Below are 24,231 nucleotides of genomic sequence, written 5' to 3' on the forward strand. Positions count from 1 at the left end.
GTGGCGCTGATCGTGCCGATCGCGATGGAAGAGAAGCTGCGCTTCGCCATCCGTGAAGGCGGGCGTACCGTCGGTGCCGGCGTCGTCGCCGCCATCATCGAGTGAAGTAGGAAGCAAATCCCGAGGGGCGTCGGTTCGCCCGGCGCCCCTTTTTCGTGGAGCTCGTAATAGAGCCCTATTGGCGAGCCCTCTGGGAGCCTTGAAGTCAAATGAACGGCCAGAACATTCGGATCCGCCTGAAGGCGTTCGATCATCGCATCCTGGACGCCTCGACGCGCGAGATCGTCAACACGGCGAAGCGCACCGGCGCCCAGGTCCGCGGACCCATTCCGCTGCCGACGCGGATCGAGAGGTTCACGGTCAACCGCTCGCCTCACGTCGACAAGAAGTCGCGTGAACAGTTCGAGATGCGGACGCATAAGCGTCTGCTGGACATCGTCGACCCGACCCCCCAGACCGTGGACGCGCTGATGAAGCTCGACCTCGCTGCGGGTGTCGACGTCGAGATCAAGCTCTGAGAAAGGCGAGGGGACACGGCCATGCGGTCAGGCGTCATCGCCCAGAAGGTCGGAATGACCCGCATCTTCACCGATGCAGGCGAACATATTCCGGTCACTGTGCTGAAAGTCGATAATTGCCAGGTGGTTGCCCACCGGACTGTCGACAAGAACGGATATGTCGCGGTTCAGCTCGGCGTCGGCCGCGCGAAGCCGCAGAACACGACGCGCGCCATGCGCGGGCACTTCGCCGTGGCGAAGGTCGAGCCCAAGCGCAAGCTCGCGGAGTTCCGCGTCGAGGAAGACGGGCTCATCCCGGTCGGGGCCGAGCTCACGGTGGACCATTTCGTGGTCGGCCAGTTCGTCGACGTGACGGGGACCTCCACCGGTAAGGGTTTTGCCGGCGGCATGAAGCGTCACAACTTCGGCGGTCTGCGCGCCACCCACGGCGTGTCGGTGTCGCACCGTTCGATCGGTTCGACCGGCGGCCGTCAGGACCCGGGCAAGACCTTCAAGAACAAGAAGATGCCCGGTCACATGGGTGTCGAAACCGTGACCACCCAGAATCTCAAGGTGGTGCTCACGGATGTGGAGCGCGGCCTGATCGCCGTCGAAGGCGCGGTTCCGGGCACCAAGGGTGGCTGGATCATCGTCGCCGACGCGGTGAAGCGGGCGCTGCCGGCCGAAGCGCCGAAGCCGGGCAAGTTCCGGCTGCCGGGCGAGGCTGAAGCTCCTGCCGCCGACGTCGCTCCGGCGGCTGAGGCTGCGACCGAGGAGACCGTGTGATGGAACTCGCCGTCAAAACTCTCGAAGGGGCCGATGCCGGCTCCGTGACGCTGTCGGACGAGATCTTCGGTCTCGAGCCCCGCCAGGACATCCTGCACCGCATGGTGGTGTGGCAGCTTGCCCGCCGTCAGGCCGGTACGCACCAGACCCTGTCCCGCGCTGACGTCAACCGCACCAAGCGGAAGATGTACAAGCAGAAGGGCACCGGCGGCGCTCGCCACGGTGCGGCTTCCGCTCCGCAGTTCCGCGGCGGCGCCAAGGCGTTCGGCCCGGTGCAGCGCAGCCATGCCTCCGACCTTCCCAAGAAGGTCCGGGCGCTGGCGCTGAAGCACGCGCTGTCGGTGAAGGCGAAGGAACAGCAGATCATCGTTCTCGATGACGCGACCCTCGCCGAGCCGAAGACCAAGCTGCTCAAGGAGCGGCTGGCGTCTCTCGGCCTGTCGAACGCGCTGGTGATCTCCGGCGCCGAGGTGGATCCGAACTTCGGGCTCGCCTCGCGCAACATCGTCCACCTCGACGTGCTGCCCGTGCAGGGCATCAACGTCTACGACATCCTGCGTCGCCAGACCCTGGTGCTGACGAAGGCGGCTGTCGACGCTCTGGAGGCGCGCTTCAAATGAGTCTCGATCCGCGCCACTACGACGTGATCGTGTCCCCGGTGATTACCGAGAAGGCCACGGCTGCGTCCGAGCATAACAAGGTCGTCTTCAAGGTTGCTCTGACGGCTACCAAGCCGCAGATCAAGGAAGCGGTCGAGAAGCTCTTCGACGTCAAGGTCGTGAGCGTCAACACGCTGGTCCGCAAGGGGAAGACCAAGGTCTTCAAGGGCCGCAAGGGCGTGCAGAACGACGTGAAGAAGGCGGTTGTGACCCTCGCCGAGGGACACACCATCGACATCACGACGGGTCTGTGAGCCGGGACAAGGGATCAGAGACATGGCGCTCAAAACCTTCAAGCCGGTAACGCCGAGCCTCCGTCAGCTCGTCATCGTCGACCGCTCTGGCCTGTACAAGGGCAAGCCGGTCAAGACGCTGACCGAGGGCAAGACGGAAGCTGGCGGCCGCAACAACACCGGTCGCGTGACCGTCCGCTTCCGCGGCGGCGGCCACAAGCAGTCGTACCGCTTGGTCGACTTCAAGCGCGCCAAGCGCGATGTGCCGGCCGTGGTCGAGCGGATCGAGTACGATCCGAACCGTACGGCGTTCATCGCCCTCATCAAGTATGAGGACGGCGAGCTCTCCTACATCCTCGCTCCGCAGCGTCTCGCTGTGGGCGACCAGGTGATCGCCTCGAAGAGCGTCGACGTGAAGCCCGGCAACACCGCGCCGCTCGGCAACCTGCCGGTCGGCACGATCGTGCACAATGTCGAGATGAAGATCGGCAAGGGCGGCCAGATCGCCCGTTCCGCCGGCTCTTATGCGCAGATCGTCGGCCGCGACAACGGCTACGTGATCATCCGCCTAAACTCGGGTGAGCAGCGTCTGATCCACGGCGAGTGCTGCGGTACGGTGGGTGCGGTCTCCAACCCGGACCACATGAACACCAACCTCGGCAAGGCCGGCCGCAAGCGCTGGCTGGGCCGTATGCCGCATAACCGTGGTGTGACCATGAACCCGGTCGACCATCCGCACGGCGGCGGCGAAGGCCGTACTTCGGGCGGCCGTCACCCGGTCACCCCCTGGGGCTTCCCCACCAAGGGCAAGAAGACCCGGAAGAACAAGTCGACCACGAAGTTCATCGTGTCGAGCCGTCACGCCCGCAAGAAGTGAGCGAGGGAATCTGAATTATGTCTCGATCGGTCTGGAAAGGTCCGTTCGTCGACGGCTACCTCCTCAAGAAGGCGGAAGCCGTGCGCGCTTCGGGGCGCCACGAGGTTGTCAAGATCTGGAGCCGTCGCTCCACGATCCTGCCCCAGTTCGTGGGCATCACCTTCGGCGTCTATAACGGTAACAAGCATGTCCCGGTCTCGGTGAACGAGGACATGGTCGGCCACAAGTTCGGCGAGTTCGCCCCGACCCGTACCTATTACGGGCATGCGGCGGACAAGAAAGCCAAGCGGAAGTAGAGGCAGGGGTCATGGGAAAGGCAGCTCGTCCGCGCACGCTCGCGGATACGGAAGCCAAGGCGGTTGCGCGTAACCTTCGCGTCAGCCCCCAGAAGCTCAACCTCGTTGCGGGCCTGATCCGCGGGAAGAAGGTCGCGACTGCGCTCGCTGACCTTCAGTTCTCCCGCAAGCGGATCGCCGGCGACGTGAAGAAGTGCCTGGAATCGGCGATCGCGAATGCCGAGAACAATCATGAGCTGGACGTCGACGATCTGATCGTCGCCGAGGCTCATGTCGGCAAGGGCCTCGTCATGAAGCGTTTCGCCGCCCGCGCCCGCGGTCGTGCGAGCCGCATCGAGAAGCCGTTCTCGCATATCACCATCGTGGTGCGTGAAGTCGAGGAGAAGGCCTGATGGGTCAGAAGGTCAACCCGGTCGGGCTCCGGCTCGGCATCAACCGCACCTGGGATTCGCGCTGGTTCGCCGGCAAGGGCGAATACGGCCAGCTGCTGCACGAAGACATCAAGATCCGCGAGATGCTGTTCAAGCTGCTGAAGCAGGCGGCTGTCTCCAAGATCGTGATCGAGCGTCCGCACCGGAAGTGCCGCGTCACCATCCACTCGGCTCGTCCGGGCGTGGTGATCGGCAAGAAGGGCGCCGACATCGACAAGCTCCGCAAGAAGGTCGCCGAGATGACCAGCTCGGAGGTCTTCATCAACATCGTCGAGATCCGCAAGCCGGAAATCGATGCGCGCCTGGTGGCCGAATCGATTGCCCAGCAGCTCGAGCGTCGCGTCGCTTTCCGCCGCGCGATGAAGCGCGCGGTGCAGTCGGCGATGCGTCTCGGGGCCGAAGGCATCCGTATCAACTGCTCCGGCCGCCTCGGTGGCGCGGAAATTGCGCGTCTTGAGTGGTATCGTGAAGGCCGCGTGCCGCTTCACACCTTGCGCGCGGACGTAGATTACGGTACTGCCACGGCCTTCACGACCTACGGCACCTGCGGTGTCAAGGTCTGGATCTTCAAGGGCGAAATCCTCGAGCACGATCCGATGGCGCAGGATAAGCGTCTTTCGGACAACGAGCCGTCGGGTGGTCGTCCCTCGCGCCGCGACGCGGCGTGAGTTTTGACGGATAAGGAATTAAGAGGCGCGACATGCTGCAACCAAAGCGCACGAAGTTCCGCAAGCAGTTCAAGGGCCGTATCCACGGCGTTGCGAAGGGCGGAACTGACCTCAACTTCGGCCAGTTTGGGCTGAAGGCGATTGAGCCGGAGCGGGTGACCGCTCGCCAGATCGAAGCCGCGCGCCGCGCGCTGACCCGTCACATGAAGCGTGCGGGCCGCGTGTGGATCCGGGTGTTCCCGGACGTACCGGTGTCGAAGAAGCCGACCGAAGTCCGCATGGGTAAGGGCAAGGGCGCTCCCGAATTCTGGGCCGCCAAGGTCAAGCCCGGCCGAATCATGTTCGAGATCGATGGCGTGAGCCAGGAGATCGCCAAGGAAGCGCTGACGCTGGCCGCTGCCAAGCTGCCGATCAAGACGCGTTTCGTCGAACGTATCGCCGAGTGACGGAGGGATAGATGACCAAGGCTTCCGACATCCGGACCAAGACCGTCGACGAGCTCAGCGATCAGCTGCTCGGCCTGAAGAAGGAGCAGTTCAACCTGCGCTTCCAGAAGGCGACCGGTCAGATGGAGAACACCGCGCGCGTGCGTCAGATCCGTCGCGACATTGCGCGGATCAAGACGATCCAGGCGCAGAAGGCCGCTGCCGCGGCCCAGGCGAAGTGAGGAGATAACGATGCCGAAGCGTTTGCTGCAGGGCGTCGTGGTGAGCGACAAGCAGGACAAGACCGTCGTGGTCCGTGTCGAGCGTCGTTTCACGCATCCGCTGCTGAAGAAGACTGTCCGCCGTTCCAAGAAGTATCACGCCCATGACGAGGCGAATGCGTGGAAGGAAGGCGATACCGTGTGGATCGAGGAGAGCCGTCCTCTGTCCAAGCTGAAGAACTGGGTCGTCGTCCAGGGCGAGAAGCGGGCGGAAGTCTGAGCTTCCTGTCTGGACTCCACGAATGAGCTTCCCGGAAACGGGGTTGAGGGTGCGCCAGCTTCAAAGCAGCGCGCCGTTTTACGAGAAATAGGTGCGTCATGATCCAGATGCAGACCAATCTCGACGTGGCGGACAATTCCGGTGCGCGTCGCGTTATGTGCATCAAGGTGCTTGGCGGTTCTAAGCGGAAATACGCTCATGTCGGCGACATCATTGTGGTGTCGGTGAAGGAAGCCATTCCGCGCGGCCGCGTGAAGAAGGGCGACGTGATGAAGGCGGTGGTCGTTCGCACCGCCAAGGACATCCGTCGCGTCGACGGTTCGGTGATCCGCTTCGACCGCAACGCGGCCGTGCTGATCAACAACAACAAGGAGCCGGTTGGCACCCGTATCTTCGGGCCGGTTCCGCGCGAGCTTCGCGCGAAGAACCACATGAAGATCATCTCGCTGGCGCCGGAGGTGCTGTGATGGCGGCGAAGATTAAGAAGGGCGACAAAGTCGTCGTTCTCGCCGGCCGCGACAAGGGTCGTTCCGGCGAGGTCATTTCGGTTCTTCCCAAGGAAGGCACCGCGAAGGTTCGCGGCGTGAACCTCGTGAAGCGCCACCAGCGGCAGAGCGCGAACCAGGAAGGCGGGATCATCTCCAAGGAGGCCCCGATCGACCTGTCCAACATCGCGATCGCCGATCCTAAGGACGGCAAGCCGACCCGCGTCGGCTTCCTTGTGCAGGCGGACGGCACCAAGGTGCGCGTCGCCAAGCGCTCGGGGGAGAAGATCGATGGCTGAGACCAGCTACAGCCCGCGGCTGAAGTCCATTTATCAGGACGAGATCCGCAAGCAGATGATCGAGCAGTTCGGCTACAAGAACCCCATGGAAGTGCCGACCATCGAGAAGGTCGTCATCAACATGGGCGTTGGCGAAGCCACCGCCGATACCAAGAAGGTGCAGACCGCAGCGGCGGACCTCGCGCAGATCGCCGGCCAGAAGCCGGTGGTGACGCGTGCCCGCCAGGCGATCTCCAACTTCAAGCTGCGCGAGAACCAGCCGGTCGGCGCGAAGGTCACCCTTCGCAAGACCCGCATGTTCGAGTTCATCGATCGCCTGGTCACCATCGCGCTGCCGCGCGTTCGTGACTTCCGCGGCCTGAACCCGAAGAGCTTCGATGGCCGCGGCAACTTCGCCATGGGCATCAAGGAGCACATCGTGTTCCCCGAGATCAACTACGACAAGGTTGATCAGATGTGGGGCATGGACATCATCGTCTGCACGACGGCGAAGACGGACGAAGAGGCGCGCGCGCTTCTGAAGGCCTTCAACTTCCCGTTCCGGCAGTAAGCATCCCCTTCCGGCCGTGGGGCGCAGCCCCAAACGCGGAGAGCTAGGAGCAGAGCATATGGCGAAGAAAAGCGCCGTCGAGAAGAACGAACACCGCCGCACGCTGGTGAGGAACGCCGCCGCGAAGCGCGCGCGTCTCAAGGCCCTTGTCCAGGACAAGGAACTGCCGATCGAGGAGCGCTTCGCCGCGGTCCTTAAGCTGGCCGAGATGCCCCGCAATTCGTCCAAGACCCGCATCCGTAACCGGTGCGAAGTGACTGGGCGTCCGCGCGCGTTCTATCGCAAGCTGAAGATGAGCCGCATTGCGCTCCGCGAGCTCGGCTCGCAGGGCCAGGTGCCCGGCCTCGTCAAGTCGAGCTGGTGAGGAGGGTCGACCCATGTCCACGTCCGATCCCATTGGCGATCTGATCACCCGCATCCGCAACGCGCAGATGCGCCGCAAGGAAAAGATCTCGACCCCCGGCTCGCGCCTGCGTGCGTCGGTTCTCGAGGTTCTCGCGGCTGAAGGCTTCATCCGCGGCTATTCCGCCTCGGAGCCGGTCAACGGCCGTAGCGAGTTCGAGATCGAGCTGAAGTACTATGACGGCGAGCCGGTGATCCGCGAGATCTCCCGTGTCTCGAAGCCGGGTCGCCGCGTCTATTCGTCGGTCAAGACCCTTCCGCGCGTCGCCAACGGTCTTGGCGTCGCTGTCGTCTCCACGCCCCAGGGCGTGATGGCGGACCACGAAGCCCGCGATAAGAACGTGGGCGGCGAGGTCCTCTTCACGGTCTTCTGATCGGGAAGGAGAGAGAGCACATGTCCAAGATCGGCAAAGCTACCATCACCGTCCCGGCTGGCGTCACCGCCAACATTGACGGCCAGACCGTCAAGGTTAAGGGCCCGAAGGGTGCTCTCGAGGTCAAGATCGTCGACGAGATCGACGCGACCCTCGATGGCAATGTCATTTCCTTCAAGCCGCGCGGCGAGTCCAACCGTCACAAGGCGATGTGGGGCCTGTCCCGCACGCTGGTGTCGAACCTGGTCGAAGGCGTGACCAAGGGCTTCGAGAAGAAGCTCGAGATCAGCGGCGTCGGCTACAAGGCGGCGGTGCAGGGCAAGAACCTGAACCTCTCGCTCGGCTACAGCCACGACGTGATCTACGCGATCCCGGAAGGCATTCAGATCGTCACGCCGAAGCCGACGGAAATCGTCGTCGCCGGCATTGACCGTCAGAAGGTCGGGCAGGTCGCCGCCGAGATCCGCGACTATCGCGGACCCGAGCCCTATAAGGGCAAGGGCGTCAAGTACGCCGGCGAATTCATCTTCCGCAAGGAAGGCAAGAAGAAGTAACGGATCGGTACCATGGCAAAGTTTCAGGACGCTACCGAGCGCCGTAAGGCGCGTGTCCGCCGGGCCCTGCGCTCGGCGGCGAACGGGCGGCCGCGCCTCTCGGTGCATCGCTCGTCGAAGCACATCTATGCGCAGGTCATCGACGATGCGCGCGGCGTGACCATCGCCGCCGCCTCGACGATCGAGAAGGATCTGCGGGGAAGCCTCAAGACCGGCGCGGATGTCGCGGCGGCTGCGGCGATCGGTAAGCTCGTGGCGGAACGTGCCGTCGCGGCCGGTGTGAAGGACGTGGTCTTCGACCGTGGCGCCTTCATCTATCACGGCCGCGTCAAGGCGCTCGCCGAGGCCGCCCGCGAAGGCGGTCTCAACTTCTAATCACGAGCGGGATCCCCCGCGGAACGACGAGGATAAGATCATGGCTCGTGAACGTGAGCGTGAACGCGAGGATCGCGACAACACGTTCGTGGACAAGCTGGTCCACATCAACCGTGTTGCCAAGGTTGTGAAGGGTGGCCGTCGCTTCGGCTTCGCTGCGCTGGTCGTTGTCGGCGACCAGAAGGGTCGCGTCGGCTTCGGCCACGGCAAGGCCCGTGAAGTGCCGGAAGCCATCCGCAAGGCCACGGACGCCGCCAAGCGCGCGCTGATCCGCGTGCCGCTGCGCGAAGGCCGTACCCTGCACCATGACGTGCATGGTCACCACGGCGCCGGCAAGGTGGTGCTGCGTGCCGCCCCGGCGGGTACCGGCATCATCGCCGGCGGCCCGATGCGCGCCGTCTTCGAGACGCTGGGCATGCAGGACGTGGTGGCGAAGTCGTTCGGCTCGTCCAACCCGTACAACATGGTTCGGGCGACCTTCGATGCGCTGAAGAACCAGGACAGCCCGCGCCTGGTTGCGGCTCGCCGCAGCCTCAAGGTGTCGCAGCTTCAGTCGCGCCGTCGCATCGACGACGCCGAAGCGACTGACTGACGCGCTTCGGACAGGGATTGGAGCGTATCATGTCGAACAACACCAAGACGATCACGGTCGAGCAGGTCGGTTCCCCGATCCGTCGGCCGGTCGAGCAGCGGGCGACGCTCGTTGGTCTCGGACTGAACAAGATCGGGCGTCAGTCGACGCTCGAAGACACCCCGGCCGTGCGTGGCATGATCCAGAAGGTCCGCCACCTCGTTCGCGTCGTCGAAGCCTGACGGCGGGAGGAGATTGGTTATGAGCAACCTTAACGGGATCTCGGACAACGAAGGCGCGCGCAAGAAGCGCATGCGCGTCGGTCGTGGCATCGGTTCGGGCAAGGGCAAGACCGGCGGCCGTGGCGTGAAGGGTCAGACCTCGCGTACCGGCGTCGCTATCAAGGGCTTCGAAGGCGGTCAGATGCCCCTGCATCGCCGTCTGCCCAAGCGCGGCTTCCACAACATCTTCGCGCTGGACTGGAACGAGGTCACCCTCGGCCGCATCCAGGCCGCGATCGATGCCGGCAAGCTGGATGCCAAGCAGCCCGTGACCGAGGCGGCCCTGGTCGCCGCCGGCGCGCTGCGCCGTGCCAAGGCCGGCGTGCGCGTGCTTGGTTCCGGCGAACTGACCGCGAAGATCTCGCTCGACGTGGCGCATGCCACCAAGTCAGCGATCGCGGCGGTCGAGAAGGCTGGCGGCACCGTGACGCTGCCGGCGGCGCCGGAGACCACTGGCGAAGCGGGGGCCTGACGCTTAAGTCAGGCCTACCGAATTGATACAGGGCACAGGCGAGGAGCGCAGCCACCATGGCGTCCGCAGCGGAACAACTCGCGGCTAACCTCAATTTTGGTGCTCTGGCAAAAGCCGAAGAACTGAAGAAGCGCATCTGGTTCACACTGGGTGCGCTTCTCGTGTATCGGCTGGGCACCTACATTCCGATGCCGGGAATCAATCCCGACGCGCTTGCGGACGTGTTCCGCACCGCGCAGCAGGGCATCATCGGTCTTTTCAACATGTTCTCGGGCGGCGCCGTCTCGCGCATGGCCATCTTCGCCCTGAACATCATGCCGTACATCTCGGCCTCCATCATCGTGCAGCTGCTGACCACCGTCTCGCCGACGCTGGAAGCGCTGAAGAAGGAGGGTGAGTCCGGCCGCAAGATGATCAACCAGTACACCCGCTACCTGACGGTGGTGCTCGCGGTGTTCCAGTCCTACGGCATCGCCGTCGGCCTGGAGGGCTCGGGCGCCGTGGTGGCGGATCCCGGCTGGTTCTTCCGCATCTCGACGGTGATCACGCTGACCGGCGGAACCATGTTCCTGATGTGGCTCGGCGAGCAGATCACCTCGCGCGGCATCGGCAACGGCATCTCGCTGATCATCTTCGCCGGCATCGTCGCGGAACTGCCCTCCGCGATGGCCAACACGCTGGAGCTCGGCCGTCAGGGCGCGATTTCCACCGGCCTGATCATTGCGGTGATCCTGATGGCCGTCGCGGTCATCACGTTCATCGTGTTCATGGAGCGCGCCCAGCGCCGGCTGTTGATCCAGTATCCGAAGCGTCAGGTCGGCAACAAGGTGTATGAGGGCCAGTCCTCGCACCTGCCGCTGAAGCTGAACTCCTCGGGTGTCATCCCGCCGATCTTCGCCTCCTCGCTGCTGCTGATCCCGACCACGGTCGCCAGCTTCATGCAGGGGCAGGGGCCGGCGTGGCTGACCACCGTGACGACGCTGATCGGCCACGGCCAGCCGCTGTTCATGCTGCTCTATGTGCTGTTGATCGTGTTCTTCTGCTTCTTCTACACCGCGATCGTGTTCAATCCGACCGAGACCGCGGACAATCTGAAGAAGCATGGCGGCTTCATCCCCGGCATCCGGCCGGGCGAGCGCACCGCCGAGTACATCGACTATGTGCTGACTCGCATCACCGTCATCGGCGCTGCTTACCTAGCGATCGTCTGCCTGTTCCCCGAGATCCTGATCTCCTATGCTGCCGTGCCGTTCTATTTTGGCGGTACATCGCTGCTCATCGTGGTGAGCGTGACGATGGACACGGTTGCCCAGGTGCAGGGGCACTTGCTGGCGCATCAATATGAAGGGCTGGTCAAGAAGGCCAAGCTCAGGGGGAAGCGTCGATGAGACTGATTCTTCTTGGTCCGCCTGGAGCGGGCAAGGGAACTCAGGCCCAACGTCTGGTGCAGCGGCACGGCATCGTGCAGCTGTCTACCGGTGACATGCTCCGTGAGGCCGTGCGGAACGGAACGCCGGTCGGCCTCAAGGCCAAGGAAGTGATGGATGCCGGCAAGCTGGTGTCCGATGAGATCGTGATCGGCATCATCTCCGATCGCATCGACGAACCGGATGCCGCCAAGGGGTTCATCCTTGACGGCTTCCCGCGCACCGTGCCGCAGGCCGAGGCGCTCGATACGCTCTTGTCCCGCAAGGGGCAGAAGCTCGATGCGGTGATCGAGTTCAAGGTCGACCAGGAGAAGCTGGTCGGCCGCATCCTCCAGCGGGCGAACGAAGCGCGCGAGCGCGGCGAGCCGGTGCGCAAGGATGACGATCCGGAGATCTTCAAGACCCGGCTTGAGGCCTTCAACCGCGATACCGCCGTGGTCGCTCCCTACTATTCGGAGCGCGGGCTTCTGGTCAGTGTCGACGGTATGCGTCCGATCGACGAGGTCGAGGCGGCGATCGCCGAGGTCCTCGAGACCGTTTAGTGGCTGAGCGTGGTTTCCGGCGCCGGGCTTGACTCGGCGCCGGAATCGCACTAAGAGCCGCGCTTCACTTAAGCAGGCGTCGTCTTTCGACATCCTCCGTGATGTCGGGCGGCGCCTTGTGTGTACCCGCATGGGCCGGCCTCCACCGGACGCGGGTTTGGTTTATTCCGGTTCGCCGGTTCACATGGAGACGGCAAGTGGCCCGTATCGCAGGCGTTAACATTCCGACCAACAAGCGCGTCATCATCGCGCTGCAGTATATCCACGGCATCGGCGCGAAGCACGCCGCCGATATCGTCGAGAAGGTCGGCATTGCTCTGGATCGTCGCGTCAATCAGCTGAGCGACCAGGAAGTGCTGCAGATCCGCGAGACCATCGATCGCGACTACATCGTGGAAGGCGATCTGCGCCGCGAAGTCGCGATGAACATCAAGCGTCTGATGGACCTCGGCTGCTATCGCGGCCTGCGTCATCGTCGCGGTCTGCCGGTGCGCGGCCAGCGCACCCACACCAATGCCCGCACCCGCAAGGGTCCGGCGAAGCCGATCGCCGGCAAGAAGAAGTGAGTTGAGGCGGGCCTCTGGCCCGCTTCTTTCGTGCTCGCGGCGCGTGCCGCGGGCTTCGCGTTTATGTTTGTCCCGAGCGCCTGGCACTACGGGCGCGCCTGAAGGATCGAGAAGTCGATGGCCAAGGATACTACCCGCGTTAAGCGTCGCGAGCGCAAGAACATCGCCTCCGGTGTGGCGCATGTGAACGCCTCGTTCAACAACACCATGATCACCATCACCGACGCGCAGGGCAACACGATCTCGTGGTCCTCCGCCGGCGCCATGGGCTTCAAGGGTTCCCGCAAGTCGACCCCCTACGCGGCGCAGGTCGCTGCCGAGGATTGCGCCCGCAAGGCCGCCGAGCACGGCATGCGCACCCTTGAGGTCGAGGTGTCGGGTCCCGGCTCGGGCCGTGAATCCGCGCTGCGTGCCTTCCAGGCGGCCGGCTTCATGGTGACGTCGATCCGCGACGTGACCCCGATCCCGCACAATGGCTGCCGTCCGCGCAAGCGTCGGCGCGTCTGACGCATGAGTCGGCCGGCGGCACTCGGTGCCGCCGGTTCCGCTGCGTTTGGCATTCTCTCCGGCCTCCGGGCGGGAGCGGCGGCCGCAGGGCAGGGTGCCCGCGGCACCGTCGAGAGCAAGGGTGACGCAAGTGATTCAGAAGAACTGGCAAGAGCTCATCAAGCCCGAAAAGCTCGAAGTCTCCGCCGGAAGCGATGCGAAGCGCTTCGCGACCGTGGTCGCCGAGCCGCTGGAGCGTGGTTTCGGCCAGACGCTCGGCAATGCGCTGCGCCGTATCCTCTTGTCGTCGCTGCAGGGCGCAGCGGTGACCTCGGTGCATATTGACGGCGTGTTGCACGAGTTCTCGTCCATTCCGGGCGTCCGCGAGGACGTGACCGACATCGTGCTGAACATCAAGGACATCGCCATCAAGATGGCTGGCGATGGCCCCAAGCGCATGGTGGTGAAGAAGCAGGGTCCGGGTATCGTCACCGCCGGCGACATCCAGACGGTCGGCGACGTGCAGGTGTTGAACCCCGAGCTGGTGCTCTGCACCCTCGACGACGGCGCCGAGATTCGCATGGAGTTCACGGTCGACACCGGCAAGGGCTACGTCGCCGCCGACCGCAACCGTCCCGAGGACGCGCCGATCGGTCTCATCCCGGTCGACAGCCTCTACTCGCCGGTCAAGAAGGTCTCCTACAAGGTCGAGAACACCCGTGAGGGCCAGATTCTCGACTATGACAAGCTGACCATGACCATCGAGACCAACGGCTCGATCGGGCCTGAGGATGCGCTGGCTTATGCCGCGCGAATCCTGCAGGACCAGCTTGAGATCTTCGTGAACTTCGAGGAGCCCAAGCGCGAAGCCGAGAGCCCGGCGATGCAGGAGCTGCCCTTCAACCCGGCGCTCCTCAAGAAGGTCGACGAGCTCGAGCTGTCGGTTCGTTCGGCCAACTGCCTGAAGAACGACAACATCGTTTATATCGGCGACCTGATCCAGAAGACCGAGGCGGAGATGCTCCGTACCCCGAACTTCGGCCGCAAGTCGCTGAACGAGATCAAGGAAGTGCTCGCCAGCATGGGCCTGCATCTCGGCATGGAAGTGCCGGGCTGGCCGCCGGAGAACATCGAGGATCTCGCCAAGCGGTTCGAAGATCATTACTGAGCATTGAGCGCGGCGTTCGAGCCGCTCCACCCATCCCCGGCTCGAAAGCCGTCGCATTTGTAGGAATTTCGCCATGAACCACGGCAAGGCATATCGCCGGTTCAACCGGACCGCGGAGCACCGCAAGGCCATGTTCGCCAATATGGCCCAGGCGCTCATCACCCACGAGCAGATCATCACCACCCTTCCCAAAGCGAAGGATCTTCGCCCGGTGGTCGAGAAGCTGATCACCCTCGGCAAGCGTGGCGGCCTGCACGCCCGTCGCCAGGCGATCGCCGAGATTCGCGACGTCGCCGTCGTGCGCAAGCTCTTCGACGTCGTCGGCCCGCGCTACAAGGAGCGCAACGGCGGCTACACCCGCATCATCAAGGCCGGCTTCCGCCACGGCGATTCGGCTCCGATCGCGGTGATCGAGTTGGTCGATCGCGACGAGAGCGCCAAGGGCGCCGCCGATCTGGCCCGCCACGAGGCCTCGAAGTCGGAAGAGACCGCCGCGGCCTGATCCCGCCGGCTATTTTCGAATGCATCCAGCGAAGGGCGGCCTTAGGGTCGCCCTTCGTCGTTCTGGCGGTCGTCGATTCGGGGCTCATTTTCACGGCCCGTTTCGGCATTGCCGCCGGGGCTGCCCTTTCTCCGCCATGGGCCGGAGCTTATATTTCCGCCATGCAACGTATCGCTCTTTCCTTCGCGCTTCTCGCCCTCGTCGCAACCTTCCAGCCAGCGGCGGCGCAGACGCCCCGGGTGCCGGCCGCGCGCGCCGAGATCTCGCTCAGCTTCGCCCCGGTGGTCGCCCGCACGGCGCCTGCGATCGTCAACGTCTATGCTCTGCGCACCGTCCAGGCGCGCCAGAGCAACCCGCTGTTCGACGACCCGTTCTTCCGGCGCTTCTTCGGCGTGCCGAACGGTCCGGGCGGCCCCGGCGGTCCCGGTTTCGGCGGGCCGAGCGAGCGGATGCAGCGGGCGCTCGGCTCCGGCGTCGTGGTCGATGCGAGCGGGCTCGTCATCACCAACAACCACGTGATCGAGGGCGCCGATGAAGTGCGCGTCGCGCTCGCCGACAAGCGCGAGTTCGACGCCGACATCCTGCTGCGCGACCCGCGCACCGATCTCGCCGTGCTGAAGCTGAAGGGTGGCAAGGGCAATTTCGCCTTCGCCGAGCTCGGCAGTTCCGACGACCTGGAGGTGGGCGACATCGTGCTCGCCATCGGTAATCCGTTCGGCGTCGGGCAGACGGTGACGCAGGGCATCGTCTCGGCGCTCGCCCGCACCCAGATCGGCATTACCGACTACCAGTTCTTCATTCAGACCGATGCCGCCATCAATCCCGGCAATTCCGGTGGTGCGCTGGTCGACATCGCCGGCCGGGTGGTCGGCATCAATACGGCGATCTTCTCCCGCTCTGGCGGCTCGCAAGGCATCGGCTTCGCCATTCCCGCGGACATGGTGCGGGTGGTGGTGCAGTCGGCGCTCGACGGCGGCAAGTCGGTGCGCCGGCCCTGGCTGGGCGCCAAGCTGCAGCGCGTCACCCCGGACATCGCCGAGGGGCTCGACCTGCCGCGCCCGGTCGGCTCGCTGGTGCAGAGCCTGACGCCCGGCAGCCCGGCGGAGAAGGGCGGCATGCGGGTTGGTGACCTGGTGACCGCGATTGCCGGCCAGGAAGTCGATGACCCCGATGCGTTCGGCTATCGCTTCGCCACCCGTCCGCTCGGCGGCGCGGTGGCGGTGACGGTGATGCGGCAGGGCAGGGAGCTGACGCTCGACCTGCCGCTGGAGACCGCGCCGGAAACCTCGCCGCGTGACGAGACCACCATTGGCGGGCGCTCGCCGCTCACCGGGGCCACGGTGGTCAACCTGTCGCCGGCCGTGGTGGAGGAGTTGCGCACCGTGGACGTCGACCAGGGCGTGGTGGTCACCGCCATCGAGGAGGGTTCGCCGGCCGACCGCAGCAGCCTGCGCGTCGGCGATGTGGTGCTGGAGGTGAACGGCCTTCCCATCGCCCGTACGGCGGATCTCTCCCGGGTGACGCAGACGCCGTCCCGCGTCTGGCGCATCACCGTGCAGCGCGGCGGGCGCAAGATCTCCGCCATGCTGCCGGGCTGAGCGCGCCATGGCCGACCTGTTCGCGCAAGCCGGAATGGACGCGGGGGCGCCGCGCCCGCTCGCTGACCGGTTGCGCCCGCGTCGGCTCGACGAGGTGGTCGGGCAGGAACACCTGACCGGCCCGGACGGCATCCTCACCCGCATGGCCGAGGGGCGCTCCATCGGCTCGCTGATCTTCTGGGGTCCGCCCGGCACCGGCAAGACCACGGTGGCGCGGCTGCTGGCGCGCGAGACCGACCTGCATTTCGAGCAGGTCTCGGCGATCTTCTCCGGCGTTGCCGAGCTGAAGAAGGTGTTCGAGGCGGCGCGTGGCCGCCGCGCCGTTGGCACCGGTACGCTGCTGTTCGTCGACGAGATCCATCGCTTCAACCGCGCGCAGCAGGACAGCTTCCTCCCGGTGATGGAGGACGGCACCATCACCCTGATCGGCGCCACCACGGAGAACCCGTCCTTCGAGCTGAACGCGGCGCTGCTGTCGCGCGCCCGAGTACTCGTGTTCAAGCCACTCGACGCGCTCGCCATGGAGCGGCTGCTGGCCCGCGCCGAGGAGCTGGAGGGGCATCGCCTGCCGCTGGAGCCGGAAGCGCGCGGCGCGCTTGTCGACATGGCGGATGGTGACGGGCGCTATCTGCTGGGCATGGTGGAGGAACTGTTCCGGCTGCCGCCGGAGAAGGACCTCGACGTCGCCGGTCTCGCCGCGACCATGCAGAAGCGGGCGCCGATCTACGACAAGGGGCAGGACGAGCACTACAACCTGCTGAGCTGCTTCCATAAGAGCCTGCGCGGCTCCGACGTGAACGGCGCCATGTACTGGGCGGCGCGGATGCTCACCGGCGGCGAGGACCCTGGCACGATCTTCCGCCGGCTGTGCTGCGCGGCGTCCGAGGATGTCGGCATGGCCGATCCGCAGGCGATGCCGCAGGTGGTGGCCGCCTGGACCGCCTTCGATCGGGTGGGCTGGCCGGAGGGGCGGCTGTTCCTGGCGCAGGCCATCGCCTATGTCGCCACCGCGCCGAAATCCAATGCCGCCTATTCGGCCTTCAACGCCGCGCTCGCCTTGGCGCAGAAGACCGGCTCGCTCCAGCCGCCCAAGCACATCCTCAACGCGCCGACCAAGCTGATGAAGGAGCTCGGCTACCACGAGGGCTACCGGTACGATCACGATTATCCGGACGCCTATGCAGGCCAGACCTTCTTTCCCGACGAGCTTGCCGGCGATCGCCGTGCCGATTTCTACGCTCCCAATGAGCGCGGCTTCGAGCGCGAGGTGAAGAAGCGGCTTGAATACTGGGCGAAGCTGAAGGCCGAGCGGCGCGGGCGGTAGGCTGGCGCGGACGATGGGCGGACAAGGGACGATTCCGGAGGCGGGGCGATGAATTGGCTGCTGGTTTTTGTCGGCGCCGGGCTGGGTGGCATGCTGCGGCATGCGGTGAACGTGACCGCGCCGCGAATGATCGGCACCGACTTTCCCGGCGGGACGCTGGCCATCAATGTGCTCGGCTCGTTTCTGATCGGCGTGTTCGCCGGCTGGCTCGCCTTCCGTATCGGCGAGGCGTGGTCGCTGCCGGCGCGCCTTTTCGCTGTGACCGGCATATTGGGTGGGTTCACCACCTTTTCCGCCTTCTCGCTGGATGCGGCGGTGCTGATCGAGCGCGGCGAGGCCTGGTCGGCGATTGCCTATGTTGCAGGCAGCGTCGGGCTGTCGCTCGTCGCGGTGTTTGCCGGGTTGGCCCTCATACGCGCATTCGCGTGACGCAGGGGCCCGGCTCGGCTATCTCCTTGGCCAAGGAGACATCATCATGGCCGTCGAGATACGTACCGTCGCCCGCGACGAAGATGAGATGCGGCTGGACCGCTGGTTCAAGACGCATTTTCCCGACCTGTCCTTCGGCCACCTGCAGAAGCTGCTGCGCAGCGGCCAGGTGAGGGTCGACGGTGGCCGGGTGAAGACCAATACGCGGCTGGCCGCCGGGCAGAGCGTGCGCATCCCGCCGCTGGAGGAGAAGCCGCAGCCTTCCGCCGCCGACTATCTGGAAATTCAGGAAGCCGTCGCGCGCGGGGAGGCGCCGCCCCCCCGGCCTCGCGCCCCGGAAGGGGAGGGCACACTGGCGGCGCCGGCGGTGAAGCGCGCGGTGGCTGATGACAAGGATGCGGCTTTCCTCAAATCCATCACCCTCTATGAGGATCGCGACGTGATGGTGCTGAACAAGCCCTACGGCCTCGCGGTGCAAGGGGGCTCCGGCACCTACCGCCATGTCGACGGGCTGATGGAATCGCTGCGCGCCGAGGATGGCCAGAAGCCGCGCCTCGTCCATCGCATCGACAAGGACACCTCGGGAATCCTGTTGATTGCCAAGAGCCGGCTCGCCGCGTCGACGCTCGCCAAGACCTTCCGCTCCCGCTCGGCGCGCAAGGTGTACTGGGCGCTGGTGCCGGGCGTGCCCAAGCCGCGGCAGGGGCGCATTTCCACCTATCTTGCCAAGGACGAGGCGGCCGAGCGCATGCGGGTCGCCCGCCACGGCGACGACGAGGCGAGCCATGCCGTCTCCTATTACGCCGTGGTCGACCAGGCGGCGCAGAAGCTGTCCTGGCTGTCGATGAAGCCGGTGACGGGGCGCACGCACCAGCTGCGCGCCCATGCGGCGCATATTGGTCATCCAATTGTCGGAGACCCGAAGTATTTCGATATCGAGAACTGGCCGCTGCCCGGTGGGTTGCAGAATCGCCTGCACCTGCTGGCGCGCCGGCTGGTAATCCCGCATCCGCGGGAGGAGCGGCTGATCGACGTGTCGGCGCCGCTTCCCCCGCATATGCAGCAGAGTTGGAGCGTACTTGGGTTTGATGCGTCGCAATATGACCCCATTGTCGACGCGCCGGAGACTTGATCCTACGTAACGTCATGTCGATCGTTAGGAATTTGTAGAGGGTGCCGATTTTTGAGTAAGTGACTGCCTAATTTTAGGGCTTGAAAGTTATGCTGCAATGCGGTGCCATAGGTGGCAGTTGATTTGAGCATATAGGCATCAACCGCAAGGTTGATTGTCTGCTAGTCAATACTGGGCTCCTGTAGCCCGAAGTGGTCGTTTGAGCACTTTTTAGACGTTTGAGGAAAGCTTCGGTCGGCATTGCGGGCGACCGAAGCTTTCACTTCCTCCACGACATTGAGAGAGTGTTTGGCGTGTGGCTGCCCGAGCTGGATCGTCCAGTTCGCCGGCTTTGCGCGCGAATTCGCGTTTCGCTTGGCCCGGACGCGCCCGGAGCAGGGTGCCGTCGCCAGGCTCTCGCTTTTCGGATTGCAACGCTCAACATTCCCGACCTTCACGCCGTATCGAATGAGCAGGCGGAAGGGCAGCCATGCCGTGCGCGGCTGGCGGCGCGCGTGGCGCTGGAGTAGGACACGCCGTTCCACGCATTCCGGTGGCGTCATGCGATCTCTGACCTGTCTGTTGGCTTTGGCGGCGCTGCTGCCGGGTCTTTCCGTGCCGGCGCTGGCCGCCGGCGATTGTTCCGCCGGGCCGGGCACCGCGCGGGTGCTGGAGGTGGATCCCGCGGGCCTAGAGGTTGGCCTCAAGCATTTTCCGCAGACGCTCGATCTGGCCGAAGGCGAGTTCGTCCTCACCTTCGACGACGGTCCCTCTGCCGGCACGACGCCGATGGTGCTGAAGGCACTGGCCGCCGGCTGCGTCCGCGCTACCTTCTTCCTGGTGGGAACACGTGCGGCCGAGAGCCCGGCGCTGGTCAAGCGCATCCTCGCCGAGGGGCACGGCATCGGCTATCACAGCCAGACCCATCCGATGACGCTGGCGGACCTGCCCTACGACAAGGCGGTGCGGGATATCGAACGCGGCATCGCCAGCGTCGATCGTGCGGCCTATGGCAATGTGACGGCCTCGCCGCGCTTTCCCTTCTTCCGTTTTCCCGGCTTCGGTTCGTCGCCGCAGTTGCTGGCCTATGTCGCCAGCCGGAAGATGGGCGTGTTCGGCGCCGATCTGTGGGCAAGCGACTGGAACGCCATGACGCCGGATGCTGAGCTCGATCTGGTGTTGACGCGGATGGAGCATGCGGGGCGCGGCATCGTGCTGTTCCACGACACCCGGCTACAGACCGCCCGGATGGTGCCGGCGCTGCTGAAGGCGATGAAGGAGCGCGGCTACCGGGTGGTCCATGTGGTGCCGCGCGGGCCGGCCACCGCTGGGACGTCGCCATAAGCGACGAAAGGCCTCAGCTTCCAAGCCGCCGGTTACCGGTGCTGCGACGTCTCGTGCCGTAGAGGCCCCCGATACCCGCTTGTACTGTGCGCGAGGTCGGCGAGCGCCGCCGTCGACGAGGGAGTGACCATGGCCGACGATCCTGAAGCCAAGCGCGCCCTGATCCGGCTCGTGCTGCTGAACAGCCTGCTGGTCGTCTTGGTGGTAGTGGCCGGCGGTGTCTATGCCGCCTGGACGATATGGTAGCGCGCCAGCGCGAGATCCGCGCCGGCAAAGCGGGGAGCGGGGAGAGGGGCTCTTCGGCGGCCGGTGTGCCGCTCTCTGGCGATGCTGCGCTCGTTTCCTGCGTTGGCGCCCCGAACGAGGATCGTCCGACGCAAAGCTGTGGATGGCCATATGCGGGATGACTTGTGCGATCCGTCGCGCGCCCCTATAAGGTGCCCCGCCTGCGCGCCCTTCGTCTATCGGTTAGGACGCCACCCTTTCACGGTGGAGAGAGGGGTTCGACTCCCCTAGGGCGCGCCACTTCCGTACAAAACCGCGAACACCCGGCTGGGTGGCTCGGTCGGCGAGTATGGCTCTCTCCAGTACCGTCCTTGATCCGTGGATGCGCACGACGTGCTGGTCGACTTCGACTGCGTCGATAAGCGACCGCAGATAGGCTTTGCGGAACGGTACCTCGCCCTCTGTGATGTTTGACCGCATGAGCTGCCCGAAGCGGGCAAGCTTGTCCGGATCAAGCCGGCTTGCGGCTGTACCTTGATTCTCGATCCGCTCCAGCGCCGAATGTGCACGGTCCCGATCTGCCTTGAGCTTCGCAATCTGCTCCTTGAGCATGTCGTCCGGCTCGGCGATGCCGTCGGCGACAAGCTGATAGAGCCTCCGCAGCTTGTCTTCCGCCGTCGTTCTTTCGCGAGAGAGTTCATCGATCCGCGCCTGGACCTCGGCATCGGCTTTCACCCGCCGATCGACCACGGACTGCAGCAGCGCCTCCAGCCGTTCGGGCATCAGGACGCGTTCAGCGACGTGGCGTGTGACCAGATGGTCGAGCTTCTCCATCGGCACCGTTCGCCCTTTGCAGGCGGACTTGCCAACTCGGCCGGAGGTCGAGCAGCTGTAATAGCGATAGACCCTGCCGCTCTTCGAGGTGCCGGTGCGCAGCGTCATGGCGCTGCCGCAACAGGCGCAATAGGCCAGCCCCGTCAGCAGGATCGGACCCGAGATCACCCGTGGCGGGCTGTTGTGCGGGCTTTTAGCCCTGAGAGCCTTCTGCACCTTGTCGAAGGTGCGGCGCTCCAGGATGGCCGGCACCGAGATCGGGATAACCTCGTGCTGAGGCTTCACCTGCCCCGTCTTGGAGCTGCGCTTGTTGAAGCTCCATTCCCCGACATAAACGGGATTGGTCAGGATCCCGTGGATGGTGCCGACACCGTAGCGGGCTCCGAGACGGGTACGGTAGCCCTTGGCGTTGAGGTGCTTAGTTATCTCCTTGATGCCCATGGGGCCGGATGTGCCATCTCCTTTCAGGTAGAGATCGAACATCAGCCGCACGAGCTCGGCCTCCACGGGATCGACGACGATCCGCTTTTTGATGCGATGGCCGCGCTTCTCGACCTCTTCAAGGGTGAAGCCGAGCGGCAGCCGGGCGCCGTTATAGAAGCCCTGCCGGGCATTCTCCTTCATGGCCCGCAGCACGTGCTTGGCGTTCTCACGGGACTGGTACTCGTCAAACAGGGCGATGACCTGTCGCATCATGACCTGAGCCGGATCATCCCCGAGCTCCTGGGTGATGGAGACGAGCCGCACGCCGTGCTTCGCGAGGCGGCGGATGTACATCTCCAGCCCAAACGCATCGCGAAAGAACCGGCTGAAGCTGTGGACGACGATGACATCGAATGGGCGATCGTCATCAGATGCCCGTTCGATCATCCGCTGGAATTCGTGCCGGCTGTCGTCCATCGCCGACGCGCCCGGCTCCACATACTCCGCCACAACGGACCAGCCCTGCCGCTCGCAATAGGCGGCGGTCTGCAAGCGCTGGTCGGGAATGGAAAGATCGACGTCGGCCTGCCGTGTGGTGGAAACCCGGAGATAGAGGGCGGCGCGGCTGGTGATCGGCAAGGTGACGTTCATGGTCCAATCGTCTCCCTCAGGTCGCTTTGCAGCACCGTCATCTCAAGAGCGCATCAATCTCCCGCCTGAGGAAGGCCTCGATCACATCGACTTCTTCAGATGTGATCGGAACGCTCGGCGGCCAGTCGTCGGTGACATGCGCGACATTGGAATCATGCTCGAGGGAGTCAGCGGGCGCAAGGTTTTGCTCAGCATCTCGAATGACGCGCGTATCACGGTGCGGAATCTTTGAGAGTGGTGCGCCAGCCAAGCTCGAAGCTGGCGATGAAGCATCGCCGCCCACACTGAATATCTTCTTCAGACAAAACGGACGCGAGTGGCGCATGCGCGGAGGATCGCGGGCATTCCCCACCTAGCCAAGGCGCCAATTCTACGCCGCAGAACGACCGCGGACAGCAGCGCAAAAATACTTGTCAGATGCGGCGCGGGACACTTTCCGAGGATACGCTTAGGGGAGTCCTCTGGCGGCAGTGACCGATACTTGGTGTTCGATTGCCCCTTGCAGCGATGTCTGCTTTGCGCCGCGTATTCGGTCATTCGGCAAATTTTCCGAAGGCCCAAATAACGGACATCCGCCGCCAATATGCCGACCAGATTTTTATGCGCGCGCCGGTTAGCCGCTAAAGGAGACTAACTGGAATATCTCGATCTGCGGGGTTTCAGCTGGGAGCGGTAATTTCCGGTTCTGAGTATCAGATCTTTGGCGCGCTCACGGGTCGAGATGAGATCGTCATGACCCTCGCCGTGCAATCGCTTCAGCGGCGAGAACCCGCGCCACCGAACCCAAGCAAGCCTGCTCCCCTGGCATCCTGAACAGGACATCAGGGAGATGGCTTGCAGATCACGAATGCGCACTTGCGCGGTCGCATCGCTTTCGGCCATTCCTGATCGCGTTGGCCGAAGGGTTTGGGGAAGCTTCGATGGCAGGTATATGGCAACATTTTCAACCTCCGCTTTACTGGCAACAGTTCGAGGAACTATGCACGGGATTGCTCGCAGAGGTCTATGATGTCCCCAATGCCCAGCAGGTCGGCCGTCCCGGCCAGGCTCAGGACGGCGTCGACGTCTTCGGCCAGTCTTCGCGCTATGGCCGGATCGGCATCCAGTGCAAGCGGCTAGCCGACCTCGATGAGTATGGCCATCCCTATCCCGGAGGCCCGATCACGCGGACGCTGTTGCGGGACGAGGCCAAGAAAGCGCTAAAATTCAAGTCCGATCTCAAGCTCTGGATACTGGCAACCACCGCACGTCGAGACACTAAGGTCCAAGCATGGGTCGAACAACTGAACGACGAGTGGCGATCGGCCGGCCGCCAACGGATCGCAATCATCTGGACTTGGGACGAATGCATCTCCCATCTTAACAGTTATCCCGACCTTCAACGAAAATATTATCGGGACGTGATCCAGGTTCGCACGCCGAAGGATCTTGACGAAATAATCTTGCGGACGATTGCGATGGCGTTCGAGCGCCCAGCATTCGAGGTTCCTCTGCACTGTGAGACGCCGAAGGCATTCTTCCAGGCGCTTGCCGACACTCAGAAAGCCCTCCGGACCGGCGAGCTTGTCGATCGCGAAAGCAGGCACGTCATCCGCAAGGCGATCGGTGGCTATCGCGAGTTGGACGACGCTCATGCCCGCGAGGGGCTTGGGAAAGTCAACGAAACGCTGAAATCGCTGCGCTCCCAGCTTGAGCAGGGCGTAGAGAGCGGAGCGATCCGGGAGGTCGGGACATGTCTCGACATCCAAGACCAGGCGCTGCTCCGGTTTCTTGAGGAGTTGCGGCAACGGTCAGTCGATGAGCTGAATGAAGTGCTGCGCACGACGAGCATTCCGACCATCTAGCGGCATTTGATTGGTCGGGAG

Annotated in this window: 35 protein-coding genes, 1 tRNA gene and 1 pseudogene; 35 read left to right on the forward strand and 2 right to left on the reverse strand. The window is 64.4% G+C overall.

The window, feature by feature from the left end:
• The 34 genes from KHC28_RS01515 to KHC28_RS01680 all read left to right on the forward strand — a co-directional run.
• Nucleotides 1-105: EF-Tu C-terminal domain-related protein (locus KHC28_RS01515; RefSeq protein WP_446680404.1), on the forward strand; the 105-nt coding region annotated here is incomplete at its 5' end.
• A gap of 104 nt (nucleotides 106-209) precedes the next feature.
• Nucleotides 210-518, forward strand: coding sequence for a 30S ribosomal protein S10 (gene rpsJ, locus KHC28_RS01520; RefSeq protein WP_170010341.1), 309 nt, complete (start codon nucleotides 210-212; stop codon nucleotides 516-518).
• Between the two features lie 21 nt (nucleotides 519-539).
• Nucleotides 540-1,283: a 50S ribosomal protein L3 gene (gene rplC / locus KHC28_RS01525; RefSeq protein ID WP_214006575.1), complete on the forward strand. Its 744-nt coding sequence runs from the start codon at nucleotides 540-542 to the stop codon at nucleotides 1,281-1,283.
• The gene (gene rplD / locus KHC28_RS01530) at nucleotides 1,283-1,903 is read left to right on the forward strand and encodes a 50S ribosomal protein L4 (RefSeq protein ID WP_214006576.1); all 621 of its coding nucleotides are present in this window, start codon (nucleotides 1,283-1,285) and stop codon (nucleotides 1,901-1,903) included. The genes rplC and rplD overlap by 1 nt, the downstream gene beginning before the upstream one ends.
• Nucleotides 1,900-2,196: a 50S ribosomal protein L23 gene (locus tag KHC28_RS01535; RefSeq protein WP_214006577.1), complete on the forward strand. Its 297-nt coding sequence runs from the start codon at nucleotides 1,900-1,902 to the stop codon at nucleotides 2,194-2,196. Before rplD ends, KHC28_RS01535 begins: the two co-directional genes overlap by 4 nt.
• 22 nt (nucleotides 2,197-2,218) lie before the next feature.
• Nucleotides 2,219-3,052 carry a 50S ribosomal protein L2 gene (gene rplB, locus KHC28_RS01540; protein ID WP_214006578.1) on the forward strand — a complete coding sequence of 278 codons (834 nt, stop codon included), beginning with the start codon at nucleotides 2,219-2,221 and terminating at the stop codon, nucleotides 3,050-3,052.
• 17 nt (nucleotides 3,053-3,069) lie between these two features.
• Nucleotides 3,070-3,348: a 30S ribosomal protein S19 gene (gene rpsS / locus KHC28_RS01545; protein ID WP_213356476.1), complete on the forward strand. Its 279-nt coding sequence runs from the start codon at nucleotides 3,070-3,072 to the stop codon at nucleotides 3,346-3,348.
• Between the two features lie 11 nt (nucleotides 3,349-3,359).
• Complete coding sequence (gene rplV, locus KHC28_RS01550) at nucleotides 3,360-3,740, forward strand: 50S ribosomal protein L22 (RefSeq protein WP_018390605.1); 381 nt, start codon at nucleotides 3,360-3,362, stop codon at nucleotides 3,738-3,740.
• Complete coding sequence (rpsC, locus tag KHC28_RS01555; RefSeq protein WP_214006579.1) at nucleotides 3,740-4,447, forward strand: 30S ribosomal protein S3; 708 nt, start codon at nucleotides 3,740-3,742, stop codon at nucleotides 4,445-4,447. The genes rplV and rpsC overlap by 1 nt, the downstream gene beginning before the upstream one ends.
• 32 nt (nucleotides 4,448-4,479) lie before the next feature.
• Complete coding sequence (gene rplP, locus KHC28_RS01560) at nucleotides 4,480-4,893, forward strand: 50S ribosomal protein L16 (RefSeq protein WP_214006580.1); 414 nt, start codon at nucleotides 4,480-4,482, stop codon at nucleotides 4,891-4,893.
• An 11-nt stretch (nucleotides 4,894-4,904) separates the two neighbouring features.
• The gene (gene rpmC / locus KHC28_RS01565) at nucleotides 4,905-5,114 is read left to right on the forward strand and encodes a 50S ribosomal protein L29 (protein ID WP_214006581.1); all 210 of its coding nucleotides are present in this window, start codon (nucleotides 4,905-4,907) and stop codon (nucleotides 5,112-5,114) included.
• A gap of 10 nt (nucleotides 5,115-5,124) precedes the next feature.
• Complete coding sequence (gene rpsQ, locus KHC28_RS01570; RefSeq protein WP_213356482.1) at nucleotides 5,125-5,373, forward strand: 30S ribosomal protein S17; 249 nt, start codon at nucleotides 5,125-5,127, stop codon at nucleotides 5,371-5,373.
• Nucleotides 5,374-5,471: 98 nt separating this feature from the next.
• Complete coding sequence (gene rplN / locus KHC28_RS01575) at nucleotides 5,472-5,840, forward strand: 50S ribosomal protein L14 (RefSeq protein WP_018390610.1); 369 nt, start codon at nucleotides 5,472-5,474, stop codon at nucleotides 5,838-5,840.
• Complete coding sequence (gene rplX, locus KHC28_RS01580) at nucleotides 5,840-6,157, forward strand: 50S ribosomal protein L24 (protein ID WP_214006582.1); 318 nt, start codon at nucleotides 5,840-5,842, stop codon at nucleotides 6,155-6,157. Before rplN ends, rplX begins: the two co-directional genes overlap by 1 nt.
• The gene (gene rplE / locus KHC28_RS01585) at nucleotides 6,150-6,707 is read left to right on the forward strand and encodes a 50S ribosomal protein L5 (RefSeq protein ID WP_214006583.1); all 558 of its coding nucleotides are present in this window, start codon (nucleotides 6,150-6,152) and stop codon (nucleotides 6,705-6,707) included. Before rplX ends, rplE begins: the two co-directional genes overlap by 8 nt.
• Nucleotides 6,708-6,765: 58 nt before the next feature.
• Nucleotides 6,766-7,071 carry a 30S ribosomal protein S14 gene (rpsN, locus tag KHC28_RS01590; RefSeq protein WP_214006584.1) on the forward strand — a complete coding sequence of 102 codons (306 nt, stop codon included), beginning with the start codon at nucleotides 6,766-6,768 and terminating at the stop codon, nucleotides 7,069-7,071.
• Between the two features lie 13 nt (nucleotides 7,072-7,084).
• Nucleotides 7,085-7,483 carry a 30S ribosomal protein S8 gene (gene rpsH / locus KHC28_RS01595; protein ID WP_214006585.1) on the forward strand — a complete coding sequence of 133 codons (399 nt, stop codon included), beginning with the start codon at nucleotides 7,085-7,087 and terminating at the stop codon, nucleotides 7,481-7,483.
• A gap of 20 nt (nucleotides 7,484-7,503) precedes the next feature.
• Nucleotides 7,504-8,037 (forward strand): 50S ribosomal protein L6, encoded by a 534-nt coding sequence (rplF, locus tag KHC28_RS01600; RefSeq protein WP_214006586.1) that lies wholly within the window; start codon nucleotides 7,504-7,506, stop codon nucleotides 8,035-8,037.
• A 12-nt stretch (nucleotides 8,038-8,049) separates the two neighbouring features.
• Nucleotides 8,050-8,412, forward strand: coding sequence for a 50S ribosomal protein L18 (rplR, locus tag KHC28_RS01605; protein ID WP_214006587.1), 363 nt, complete (start codon nucleotides 8,050-8,052; stop codon nucleotides 8,410-8,412).
• 40 nt (nucleotides 8,413-8,452) lie between these two features.
• Nucleotides 8,453-9,004, forward strand: coding sequence for a 30S ribosomal protein S5 (gene rpsE / locus KHC28_RS01610; protein WP_213356496.1), 552 nt, complete (start codon nucleotides 8,453-8,455; stop codon nucleotides 9,002-9,004).
• A 29-nt stretch (nucleotides 9,005-9,033) separates the two neighbouring features.
• Complete coding sequence (rpmD, locus tag KHC28_RS01615) at nucleotides 9,034-9,225, forward strand: 50S ribosomal protein L30 (protein WP_214006588.1); 192 nt, start codon at nucleotides 9,034-9,036, stop codon at nucleotides 9,223-9,225.
• 19 nt (nucleotides 9,226-9,244) lie between these two features.
• The gene (rplO, locus tag KHC28_RS01620; protein ID WP_214006589.1) at nucleotides 9,245-9,736 is read left to right on the forward strand and encodes a 50S ribosomal protein L15; all 492 of its coding nucleotides are present in this window, start codon (nucleotides 9,245-9,247) and stop codon (nucleotides 9,734-9,736) included.
• Nucleotides 9,737-9,792: 56 nt separating this feature from the next.
• Complete coding sequence (secY, locus tag KHC28_RS01625; protein WP_214006590.1) at nucleotides 9,793-11,124, forward strand: preprotein translocase subunit SecY; 1,332 nt, start codon at nucleotides 9,793-9,795, stop codon at nucleotides 11,122-11,124.
• A complete protein-coding gene (locus KHC28_RS01630) occupies nucleotides 11,121-11,705 on the forward strand; it encodes an adenylate kinase (protein WP_214006591.1) in 585 nt (194 codons plus the stop codon). Before secY ends, KHC28_RS01630 begins: the two co-directional genes overlap by 4 nt.
• A 197-nt stretch (nucleotides 11,706-11,902) precedes the next feature.
• Entirely contained in the window at nucleotides 11,903-12,271 is a 369-nt protein-coding gene (rpsM, locus tag KHC28_RS01635) for a 30S ribosomal protein S13 (protein ID WP_214006592.1), read from the forward strand.
• Between the two features lie 117 nt (nucleotides 12,272-12,388).
• Nucleotides 12,389-12,778, forward strand: a complete 390-nt coding sequence (gene rpsK, locus KHC28_RS01640; RefSeq protein WP_214006593.1) for a 30S ribosomal protein S11 — start codon at nucleotides 12,389-12,391, stop codon at nucleotides 12,776-12,778.
• Between the two features lie 121 nt (nucleotides 12,779-12,899).
• Nucleotides 12,900-13,925 (forward strand): DNA-directed RNA polymerase subunit alpha, encoded by a 1,026-nt coding sequence (locus tag KHC28_RS01645; protein ID WP_370638254.1) that lies wholly within the window; start codon nucleotides 12,900-12,902, stop codon nucleotides 13,923-13,925.
• Nucleotides 13,926-13,998: 73 nt separating this feature from the next.
• Complete coding sequence (gene rplQ, locus KHC28_RS01650) at nucleotides 13,999-14,427, forward strand: 50S ribosomal protein L17 (RefSeq protein WP_214006594.1); 429 nt, start codon at nucleotides 13,999-14,001, stop codon at nucleotides 14,425-14,427.
• A 161-nt stretch (nucleotides 14,428-14,588) separates the two neighbouring features.
• The gene (locus tag KHC28_RS01655) at nucleotides 14,589-16,025 is read left to right on the forward strand and encodes a Do family serine endopeptidase (protein WP_214006595.1); all 1,437 of its coding nucleotides are present in this window, start codon (nucleotides 14,589-14,591) and stop codon (nucleotides 16,023-16,025) included.
• Nucleotides 16,026-16,032: 7 nt separating this feature from the next.
• On the forward strand, nucleotides 16,033-17,349 hold the full coding sequence (locus tag KHC28_RS01660) for a replication-associated recombination protein A (RefSeq protein ID WP_214006596.1): 1,317 nt from the start codon (nucleotides 16,033-16,035) through the stop codon (nucleotides 17,347-17,349).
• A gap of 48 nt (nucleotides 17,350-17,397) precedes the next feature.
• Complete coding sequence (gene crcB, locus KHC28_RS01665; RefSeq protein WP_214006597.1) at nucleotides 17,398-17,778, forward strand: fluoride efflux transporter CrcB; 381 nt, start codon at nucleotides 17,398-17,400, stop codon at nucleotides 17,776-17,778.
• Nucleotides 17,699-18,910: an RluA family pseudouridine synthase gene (locus tag KHC28_RS01670; protein ID WP_376772574.1), complete on the forward strand. Its 1,212-nt coding sequence runs from the start codon at nucleotides 17,699-17,701 to the stop codon at nucleotides 18,908-18,910. The genes crcB and KHC28_RS01670 overlap by 80 nt, the downstream gene beginning before the upstream one ends.
• Nucleotides 18,911-19,450: 540 nt before the next feature.
• Nucleotides 19,451-20,233 carry a polysaccharide deacetylase family protein gene (locus KHC28_RS01675; RefSeq protein WP_214006599.1) on the forward strand — a complete coding sequence of 261 codons (783 nt, stop codon included), beginning with the start codon at nucleotides 19,451-19,453 and terminating at the stop codon, nucleotides 20,231-20,233.
• A gap of 450 nt (nucleotides 20,234-20,683) precedes the next feature.
• Nucleotides 20,684-20,758: transfer RNA gene (locus tag KHC28_RS01680), tRNA-Glu, on the forward strand.
• A gap of 558 nt (nucleotides 20,759-21,316) precedes the next feature.
• Here KHC28_RS01680 and KHC28_RS27810 read toward each other — a convergent pair.
• Nucleotides 21,317-22,366 (reverse strand): annotated as a pseudogene (locus KHC28_RS27810) (recombinase family protein); the annotation flags it as partial.
• A gap of 37 nt (nucleotides 22,367-22,403) precedes the next feature.
• Nucleotides 22,404-22,691, reverse strand: a complete 288-nt coding sequence (locus KHC28_RS01690) for a hypothetical protein (RefSeq protein ID WP_214006600.1) — start codon at nucleotides 22,689-22,691, stop codon at nucleotides 22,404-22,406.
• Nucleotides 22,692-23,286: 595 nt separating this feature from the next.
• Between KHC28_RS01690 and KHC28_RS01695 the strand changes: the two genes are divergently transcribed.
• On the forward strand, nucleotides 23,287-24,210 hold the full coding sequence (locus KHC28_RS01695; protein WP_214006601.1) for a hypothetical protein: 924 nt from the start codon (nucleotides 23,287-23,289) through the stop codon (nucleotides 24,208-24,210).
• Nucleotides 24,211-24,231 lie beyond the last annotated feature (21 nt).

The sequence above is a fragment of the Ancylobacter sonchi genome, assembly GCF_018390695.1.
Lineage (GTDB): Bacteria > Pseudomonadota > Alphaproteobacteria > Rhizobiales > Xanthobacteraceae > Ancylobacter > Ancylobacter sonchi.

Coding starts and splice junctions, on each gene's coding strand:
- rplD (WP_214006576.1), top strand. CDS start 1,283: ATGGAACTCGCCGTCAAAACTCTCGAAGGGGCCGATGCCGGCTCCGTG.
- rpsH (WP_214006585.1), top strand. CDS start 7,085: ATGTCCACGTCCGATCCCATTGGCGATCTGATCACCCGCATCCGCAAC.
- rpsJ (WP_170010341.1), top strand. CDS start 210: ATGAACGGCCAGAACATTCGGATCCGCCTGAAGGCGTTCGATCATCGC.
- rpsE (WP_213356496.1), top strand. CDS start 8,453: ATGGCTCGTGAACGTGAGCGTGAACGCGAGGATCGCGACAACACGTTC.
- rpmC (WP_214006581.1), top strand. CDS start 4,905: ATGACCAAGGCTTCCGACATCCGGACCAAGACCGTCGACGAGCTCAGC.
- rplR (WP_214006587.1), top strand. CDS start 8,050: ATGGCAAAGTTTCAGGACGCTACCGAGCGCCGTAAGGCGCGTGTCCGC.
- rplF (WP_214006586.1), top strand. CDS start 7,504: ATGTCCAAGATCGGCAAAGCTACCATCACCGTCCCGGCTGGCGTCACC.
- rpsN (WP_214006584.1), top strand. CDS start 6,766: ATGGCGAAGAAAAGCGCCGTCGAGAAGAACGAACACCGCCGCACGCTG.
- KHC28_RS01690 (WP_214006600.1), bottom strand. CDS start 22,691: ATGCGCCACTCGCGTCCGTTTTGTCTGAAGAAGATATTCAGTGTGGGC.
- KHC28_RS01695 (WP_214006601.1), top strand. CDS start 23,287: ATGGCAGGTATATGGCAACATTTTCAACCTCCGCTTTACTGGCAACAG.
- rpsC (WP_214006579.1), top strand. CDS start 3,740: ATGGGTCAGAAGGTCAACCCGGTCGGGCTCCGGCTCGGCATCAACCGC.
- rpsK (WP_214006593.1), top strand. CDS start 12,389: ATGGCCAAGGATACTACCCGCGTTAAGCGTCGCGAGCGCAAGAACATC.
- rpsQ (WP_213356482.1), top strand. CDS start 5,125: ATGCCGAAGCGTTTGCTGCAGGGCGTCGTGGTGAGCGACAAGCAGGAC.
- rplV (WP_018390605.1), top strand. CDS start 3,360: ATGGGAAAGGCAGCTCGTCCGCGCACGCTCGCGGATACGGAAGCCAAG.
- rplC (WP_214006575.1), top strand. CDS start 540: ATGCGGTCAGGCGTCATCGCCCAGAAGGTCGGAATGACCCGCATCTTC.
- KHC28_RS01630 (WP_214006591.1), top strand. CDS start 11,121: ATGAGACTGATTCTTCTTGGTCCGCCTGGAGCGGGCAAGGGAACTCAG.
- secY (WP_214006590.1), top strand. CDS start 9,793: ATGGCGTCCGCAGCGGAACAACTCGCGGCTAACCTCAATTTTGGTGCT.
- rplX (WP_214006582.1), top strand. CDS start 5,840: ATGGCGGCGAAGATTAAGAAGGGCGACAAAGTCGTCGTTCTCGCCGGC.
- rpmD (WP_214006588.1), top strand. CDS start 9,034: ATGTCGAACAACACCAAGACGATCACGGTCGAGCAGGTCGGTTCCCCG.
- KHC28_RS01660 (WP_214006596.1), top strand. CDS start 16,033: ATGGCCGACCTGTTCGCGCAAGCCGGAATGGACGCGGGGGCGCCGCGC.
- rplN (WP_018390610.1), top strand. CDS start 5,472: ATGATCCAGATGCAGACCAATCTCGACGTGGCGGACAATTCCGGTGCG.
- rplO (WP_214006589.1), top strand. CDS start 9,245: ATGAGCAACCTTAACGGGATCTCGGACAACGAAGGCGCGCGCAAGAAG.
- KHC28_RS01675 (WP_214006599.1), top strand. CDS start 19,451: ATGCGATCTCTGACCTGTCTGTTGGCTTTGGCGGCGCTGCTGCCGGGT.
- rplP (WP_214006580.1), top strand. CDS start 4,480: ATGCTGCAACCAAAGCGCACGAAGTTCCGCAAGCAGTTCAAGGGCCGT.
- rplE (WP_214006583.1), top strand. CDS start 6,150: ATGGCTGAGACCAGCTACAGCCCGCGGCTGAAGTCCATTTATCAGGAC.
- rpsS (WP_213356476.1), top strand. CDS start 3,070: ATGTCTCGATCGGTCTGGAAAGGTCCGTTCGTCGACGGCTACCTCCTC.
- KHC28_RS01535 (WP_214006577.1), top strand. CDS start 1,900: ATGAGTCTCGATCCGCGCCACTACGACGTGATCGTGTCCCCGGTGATT.
- rplB (WP_214006578.1), top strand. CDS start 2,219: ATGGCGCTCAAAACCTTCAAGCCGGTAACGCCGAGCCTCCGTCAGCTC.
- KHC28_RS01655 (WP_214006595.1), top strand. CDS start 14,589: ATGCAACGTATCGCTCTTTCCTTCGCGCTTCTCGCCCTCGTCGCAACC.
- rplQ (WP_214006594.1), top strand. CDS start 13,999: ATGAACCACGGCAAGGCATATCGCCGGTTCAACCGGACCGCGGAGCAC.
- crcB (WP_214006597.1), top strand. CDS start 17,398: ATGAATTGGCTGCTGGTTTTTGTCGGCGCCGGGCTGGGTGGCATGCTG.